The organism is Polymorphospora sp. NPDC051019, from assembly GCF_040683055.1.
Classification (GTDB): domain Bacteria; phylum Actinomycetota; class Actinomycetes; order Mycobacteriales; family Micromonosporaceae; genus Polymorphospora; species Polymorphospora lycopeni.
This window is the reverse complement of the sequence record NZ_JBFBCH010000045.1, coordinates 1-6,544: the sequence shown is the minus strand read 5'-3', so window position 1 is coordinate 6,544 and position 6,544 is coordinate 1. Positions and strand designations below refer to the sequence as shown.

Sequence of the window (6,544 nt, the reverse complement as noted above, 5' to 3'; positions counted from 1 at the left end):
CGCCCTCACGCATGCCTCTCACGCGGGGCAAAGAGAAGAGCGGGGGACGTGGCGCGGGGGGTGCTGCTCACGTCCGGACCGGGTGTAACGCACCGGCGGCCCGGACCATTCCGGCCCGCACCGGGAAACCGACGCCGCCGGCTGCTACCTCGGCGGCGGTCATGCACAACGACCCCGACCCACCGACCATTCCACCGACCGCCGGGCCGATCCACGTCACCAACGACCCACGAACCGCCCGGATGTCCGGATCTTGCCACTATCTGGGCGCCGGTAACCGGACAGAACAGCGCCCGCCGGTCTTGTAGTTTGTCCGGGTGAAAATCCGGGACATGCTGTACAAGCTGTACGCCCGCCGCCTCCAGGCCAGTCTCGGCGACAGCCCCATGCCGCGGCACGTGGCGATGGTGATGGACGGCAACCGCCGGTGGGCCCGGCAGATGGGCTACGACAACCCCAGCGTCGGCCACCGGTACGGCGCGGAGCACGTCGAGGAGGTCCTGGGCTGGTGCGCGACCGCCGGGATCGAGCACGTCACGATCTTCGTCGCGTCGACCGACAACCTGCGCAAGCGCCAGTCGGACGAGATCCGGTTCCTCCTGGAGATGATCGAACAGGTCGTGGCGGAGCGGCTGGTACGGGGTTCGAGCCGCTGGCAGGTGCACCTGGCGGGCCGGCTCGACGGGCTGCCCGACTCGACCCGGCATGCGCTGAAGCTGGCCGAGGAGGAGACCCGGGACCGGGACACCGATTTCCACCTCACCGTCGCGGTCGGGTACGACGGGCGGGACGAGGTCGTCGACGCCATCCGGTCCCTGCTGGACAAGGAGGCCCGGGCCGGCACCGACATCGACGAGTTGGCCGGGCGGCTGACCGCCGACGACATCGCCGCGCACCTTTACACCAGTGGCCAGCCCGATCCCGACCTCATCATCCGTACCAGCGGTGAGCAGCGGATGTCCGGCTTCCTGCTCTGGCAGGCGGCGTACTCGGAGCTCTACTTCTGTGACGTCTACTGGCCCGGGTTCCGGCAGGTCGACTTCCTGCGGGCGCTGCGCTCGTATGCGGCCCGCAACCGCCGCTACGGCGCATAGCGGCCGATCTCGCGGGCGAAGGCTCGCAGCAGGTCGTGGCAGGTGTAGCGGCCGGGCCGGTGTTCGGTGAGCAGGTGGGCGCGGGAGAGTTCGGCGAGGGCCCGCCGCGCGTCGGCCGACGACGTTCCGGCGAGGCGGGCGGCGCCGTCCGCGTCGACGTCCGGTTCGTGGTACGCGCCGACGCGCCGGAACAGGGTCGCGGCCGCCGGTGTGAGGTGCCGGTAGGAGCCGGCGAACGCCACCCGTAGGTCGGCGGGTGCGTCGTCGCCGCTGAAGAGGTCGAGGCTGCCGTACGCGAGCCGCAGTTCTTCCGCGAGTACGGCCAGCGGGAAGTTGGGGCGGGCGTTGGCGCGGGCGGCGACGACCACCATGGCCAGCGGCAGGCGGGCGCAGTGCCGGACGAGTTCGTCGACGACGGCGGGTTCGGCGGCGGCCCGTACGGGGCCGAGCCGGTGGGCGAGCAGTTGCCGGGCGTCGTCGGTGGTGGGCAGGTCGACGACGAGGTGGTGTACCCCGTCGAGGGCGACGAGGCTGGTGAGTTGGTTACGGCTGGTGATGATGGTGAGGCAGCCGGGTGAGCCGGGCAGCAGCGGGCGAACCTGGTCGGCGTCGCGGGCGTTGTCGAGGACCATGAGCACCCGGCGGCGGGCGAGCAGGCTGCGGTAGAGGCCGGTCCGGGCGTCGGGGCTGGCCGGGATCTGGTCGCCGGGCACGCCGAAGGCAGCGGCGACGTCGCGGACGACGCGGGCGGGGGTGACCGGCGGCCCGTCCGGGTCGAGGCCGCCGAGGTTGACGTGCAGCTGGCCGTGGGGGAAGCGGCCGGCGACCCGGTGCGCCCAGTGGACGGCGAGGGTGCTCTTGCCGGCTCCGGTGGTGCCGGTGAGCAGCACCGCGACGGCCGCGGGCGGCCCGGAACGGTCGAGCAGGGCGTCGAGGGCGGCGAGTTCGGTGTCGCGGCCGACGAAGCGGAAGTTCTCGCCGGGAAGCTGGCGGGGCACGGGCCACCGGCCGGCGCCCGGTGCCGGTGTGTTGGGACGCCGGTCCTCCTGTGCGCGGTCGCGGGCGGTGGCAAGCACGCCCTGTTCGGTGGGGGTGGCCTCCAGGAGGGCGGCGAGGACGTCGAGCCGGTTGGTCGGGGGCAGGGTACGCCCACCGAAGTATCCGGCGATGGTGCCGATGGACCAGCCGGTCCGGGCGGCGAGTTCGCGGTAGGTGAGTTCGGAGTCGCCGCGCTGTCGGGCGTGCCGGCGGCGGAGTTGGCGGAGGAGCCGGGCCAGGTCGGACAGGTCGGTGCGTTCGGCCGAGACCAGATAGGGGTTGACCGCCATTTGGCGCCTCATCCGTCGAGGAGTCGAGTGGCCTGAGATTACATAGCCGTTCGGCAATGTTCAACGAAGTTCAGGATTCGTGGTGTGAATTCTCGGTTACCGCAATCATCGGTATCTGCGACGGGGCTTCCAACAACGGGTCGGTCGATCAAGGTGCCTATTTCCTCGCGTTGGGCAAGTCCCGTTGCCGCCCGACTTTTCAGCGTCGGCGTGTTCGCACTTTTCGGATCAGGGCGTCTATCGGCGCCCAAAAGGAGGAAGCCCGTGAACCCGCCCATCGTCGTACCCGGCAGGAGAGGTGGATCCAGGTCCGGCCTACTGCGCCGCCTGGCGTTTCCCGTCGCCGCGACACTCTGTCTTGCACTGGTCGCCGGGCCGGCACACGCCGGAGTGCCGAGCAAGCAGGGCAAACCGACCGAAACTGCGGCATCGTCGGTCGACGCCATGATCGAGGCCCGGCTACAGGCGCTGATCCTCCCCCTGCTGACCGCCGCGCAGAACACGATGCTCCAGGTGCTGATCCGCGACATCGCCGGCCGACAGTTCGACGGCGACACGAACGCGCTGCTCTCGAGCGTGATCAGCGAGGCCGAGGAATCGTATATCGTGCACCCGCAGGACCAGAACTGGCTGCACCTCAAGAATGGTGTCGCACAGTTCCAGAACATCTCGGGCTTCGCCTACCCGCCGCAGATCTACATCCCGAACCTGGACGAATGGGTGCCACCGGCGAGTACGCCGACCGTGGCGGTCGCGCCGGCCGATCAGACGGCCACTTCCACGCCCGGTTACCAGTTCCAGAACGGGCAGGTGGTCACCCTGCCGACTCCGCTGACCGAGGCGTATGCCGAGACCAACGAGGTCTGGGTGTTGTCGGTCAACGAGGTCGTGGACACCGGCGGCGGCACGACGGTCGCCTCGTGGACGCCGCCGGCCGAGGAGGCGTCGGACGGCGTCGTCGGACCGGTGGCCGGAGCCGACGCCGGCGCGACCGGTGCCGGCGCGGGGACGCAGGCCGCCTGCAACCCGACCGGACTGCGCAACAACCGGGGCCAGGAACACCTGCACCGGTTCAAGGTGCCGAGCCCGAGTTCGCTGGGCGGGCTCTTCGAGGGCAAGCTGGAGATGAAGCTGATCGTCGTCGCCCAGGGCGGGGCGCACGTGAAGACCATCTACTTTGGAAAGATCAAGAAGAAGCACATCACGGGTTGGCAGTACCCCGACCACTTCCTGACCACCTGGGACTACGCCGCGTACGGCCCGGTCTGGGGCTACCAGTGGGTCGAGGTCGACGGCGGCCCGAACATCAACATCACCCTCAACATCAAGGTGATCGGCTCGGTCACGCTGGCCTTCCAGTCCCGCGACGACCCGGCCGGCGACGCACCGGTCTGGAACAACGAGTCGACCTACCTGCAGTACAGCACCGGCCTGGTCGACTTCGGTGTGTGCAGCGTGGGTGGTGACGGCGGGACCGGCCACGACAACCTCGCCCGCAGCGGCACCGTCTCGGCGTCGAGCACCTTCTCCGGCTACTCGGTGAACCGGATCAACGACGGCTCGACGAACACCACGCTCGGCGGCCTCCACAGTTGGGCGAACGCCGGGGGCACCTATCCTCCGCTGACGCCGGAGTGGGTGCAGGTCGACTTCGGGGTGAACAAGGCGGTGAGCCGGGTCGTGGTCTACACCAGCCAGGGCTATCCGATCAGGGACTTCGACATCCAGGTCTGGAACGGCATCACGTTCATCACCGTCGCGCAGGTCACCGGCAACACCCAACTGGTCCGGACGGTCACGTTCGGCCAACGCACCACCCGCCTGGTCAGGCTGCTGGGTAAGCACGGCCCCACCCATCAGCCCGGCTACGTACGGGTGAACGAGTTCGAGGCCTACCCGGTGTAGTCGTACCGGAACGACGAACCCCGGCGGGACGAGCTTCCGCCGGGGCTTGTCGCATGTAGTGAGCTACACTCACTATCAGGCGGACTCATTATGAGGATGGCGATGTGAGCGGGAACGGCGATGTGAGTGAAATGGCGGACCGGCACAACGCGGCACTGAACCTGTTGCTGGAGCTGGTCGTCGTGGTCAACGACGACATGACCCGCAGCCTGGCCCGTGACGGCCTCACCGGCTCCCGGGCCCACGTCATGTGGGTGCTCGCCCAGCGCGGCCCCACGACCCAGCGCGACCTCGCCGAGGCGCTGGCCGTCAGCCCGCGTACGGTCACCGGCCTGGTCGACGGGCTCGCCGCCACCGGCTTCGTCACCCGCGAACCGCACCCGACCGACCGCCGGGCGACCCTCGTGACGTTCACCGCGCACGGCACCGAGACCGCCGACACGCTCGTCCGTGGCCAGCACGAGTTCGCCGACCTGCTCTTCGCCGGGATGCCCGACGACCGGCTGGACTGCCTGGTCGCCGGCTTCGGCGAACTGCTGGACAGGTTGCGCGCCCACGATGTCGACCCCGTCCCGGCAGCCGGCACCGGCGGCATCCCCGCAACCACCGAGGAGGACCGATGACCACCACCCACGGCCGCCAGCCCACCCTGCTGCGCCGGGCCCTCGCCGCCGAGGCCGGGATGTGGCGCAGCCTCTTCCGCTGGATCTCACGCCGACGGCCCACGCTCGCCGACGACGCGCGGGCGTTCGGGTACGCCGGCGTGGTGACCCCGATCTTCGTGGTGTTCATCGTCGTGTCGGCGGTCGAGATCCCGCTGCTCGACCTCCTGCTCGCGCACTTCCTGCCGTGGCCGCCGCTGCGGATCGTCGCGTTGACGCTCGGCGCGTGGGGACTGATCTGGATGTTCGGGATGCTGGGCGCCGTACGCGTGCACCCGCACGTGACCGACGCCGCCGGCATCCGGGTCCGGTACGGACACTCGGTCGACGTCACGATCCCCTGGTCGGCGGTCGCCGAGATCCGGGGCCGGCGCCGGTCGTTGACCCACAGCAGCCGGACCGTCGAGGTCGAGGAGTCCGGTGACCGGGTACACCTGCTGGTCGGTACCGGCGGGCAGACCAACATCGACCTGGTGTTCCGTGAGCCGATGACCGTCGTGGTGCCGAAGGGACCGGACCGCCCGGTGAGCGAACTGCGGTTCTACGCCGACGCCCCGGACGCGCTCATCGCCCGGGCCCGCGGGCACCTGACGGCGGTGGCCACCCCGTGAGTACGTACCCGGTCCCGCCCGGCGCCGGGTGGCATCCGGTCACCGGTGGTGAGTCCGGGGCGGCCGTCTTCCGCAGTGCCGACGGTTCCCGGTACGCCAAGTGCGTGCCGGCCGGCCAGCGGGCGACGTTGGAAGCCGAACGCGACCGGGTCGAATGGCTGAACGGCAGCGGGATCCCGGGGCCCGAGGTGCTCGACTGGCTCGCCGACGACGCCGGGGCCTGCCTGGTGACGAGCACTGTGCCCGGGGTGCCGGCGGACCGCCTACCGGCCGAACAACTGAAGCGGGCGTGGACTTCGATCACCGACGCCGTACGGCGGCTGCATGAACTGCCCGTCGACCGGTGCCCCTTCACCTGGGGCCTCGCGGACATGTTCGACACCGCCCGGGACGTCGTCGCCCGTGGGGCGGTGAACCCCGACTTCCTCCCCGTGGAGCAGCAGGCCACCCCGCCCGACGAACTCCTCGCCCGCCTCGAACCGCAGGTCGGCCGGCGGCTGGACCAGGAGGCCGCCGACACCGTCGTCTGCCACGGCGACCTGTGCCTGCCCAACATCATGCTCGATCCGGACACCTTGCGGGTCACCGGATTCATCGACCTCGGCCGGCTCGGGCGGGCCGACCGGCACGCCGACATCGCCCTGCTGCTCGCCAACGCGCGCGAGACCTGGTCCAGCGAGGAGCGGGCGGCCGAGGCCGACCGGGCCTTCGCCGACCGGTACGGCGTCGAACCCGACCCTGACCGGCTGGACCTCTATCTCAGCCTCGACCCGCTGACCTGGGGCTGACCTCGGTGTCGGCCCGGGGGCGGGTTGCGCCGCCTCCGGGCCGACCGCCTACAGCGTGGTGTCGCCGTTGAGTCCGAAGAAGTCGTGCCATTTGGCGGCGGGGCCGAAGGTGGTGCCGGTGGAGAGTGCGACGTGTACGTCGTTGGTGGTGCCCTT

The 6,544-nt window shown here is 70.4% G+C and carries 6 protein-coding genes; 5 read left to right on the top strand and 1 reads right to left on the bottom strand.

Annotated elements, in window-relative coordinates:
- Positions 1–317 precede the first annotated feature (317 nt).
- On the top strand, positions 318–1,094 hold the full coding sequence (gene uppS / locus AB0M79_RS36220; RefSeq protein ID WP_364223324.1) for a polyprenyl diphosphate synthase: 777 nt from the start codon (positions 318–320) through the stop codon (positions 1,092–1,094).
- Here the strand turns inward: uppS and AB0M79_RS36215 are convergent.
- Positions 1,082–2,422: an AAA family ATPase gene (locus AB0M79_RS36215; RefSeq protein ID WP_364223321.1), complete on the bottom strand. Its 1,341-nt coding sequence runs from the start codon at positions 2,420–2,422 to the stop codon at positions 1,082–1,084. The genes uppS and AB0M79_RS36215 overlap by 13 nt on opposite strands.
- Before the next feature lie 264 nt (positions 2,423–2,686).
- Here AB0M79_RS36215 and AB0M79_RS36210 point away from each other — a divergent pair, with 264 nt between their 5' ends.
- The 4 genes from AB0M79_RS36210 to AB0M79_RS36195 all read left to right on the top strand — a co-directional run bounded on the left by AB0M79_RS36210 (position 2,687) and on the right by AB0M79_RS36195 (position 6,388).
- Positions 2,687–4,327 carry a discoidin domain-containing protein gene (locus tag AB0M79_RS36210; RefSeq protein ID WP_364223318.1) on the top strand — a complete coding sequence of 547 codons (1,641 nt, stop codon included), beginning with the start codon at positions 2,687–2,689 and terminating at the stop codon, positions 4,325–4,327.
- A 131-nt stretch (positions 4,328–4,458) separates the two neighbouring features.
- Positions 4,459–4,950 carry a MarR family transcriptional regulator gene (locus AB0M79_RS36205; RefSeq protein ID WP_364223327.1) on the top strand — a complete coding sequence of 164 codons (492 nt, stop codon included), beginning with the start codon at positions 4,459–4,461 and terminating at the stop codon, positions 4,948–4,950.
- Positions 4,947–5,600 (top strand): hypothetical protein, encoded by a 654-nt coding sequence (locus AB0M79_RS36200; protein WP_364223315.1) that lies wholly within the window; start codon positions 4,947–4,949, stop codon positions 5,598–5,600. The genes AB0M79_RS36205 and AB0M79_RS36200 overlap by 4 nt, the downstream gene beginning before the upstream one ends.
- A complete protein-coding gene (locus AB0M79_RS36195; RefSeq protein ID WP_364223312.1) occupies positions 5,597–6,388 on the top strand; it encodes an APH(3'') family aminoglycoside O-phosphotransferase in 792 nt (263 codons plus the stop codon). The genes AB0M79_RS36200 and AB0M79_RS36195 overlap by 4 nt, the downstream gene beginning before the upstream one ends.
- The last annotated feature ends 156 nt before the right edge of the window (positions 6,389–6,544 follow it).

Coding starts and splice junctions, on each gene's coding strand:
- AB0M79_RS36215 (WP_364223321.1), bottom strand. CDS start 2,422: ATGGCGGTCAACCCCTATCTGGTCTCGGCCGAACGCACCGACCTGTCC.
- AB0M79_RS36205 (WP_364223327.1), top strand. CDS start 4,459: ATGGCGGACCGGCACAACGCGGCACTGAACCTGTTGCTGGAGCTGGTC.
- AB0M79_RS36200 (WP_364223315.1), top strand. CDS start 4,947: ATGACCACCACCCACGGCCGCCAGCCCACCCTGCTGCGCCGGGCCCTC.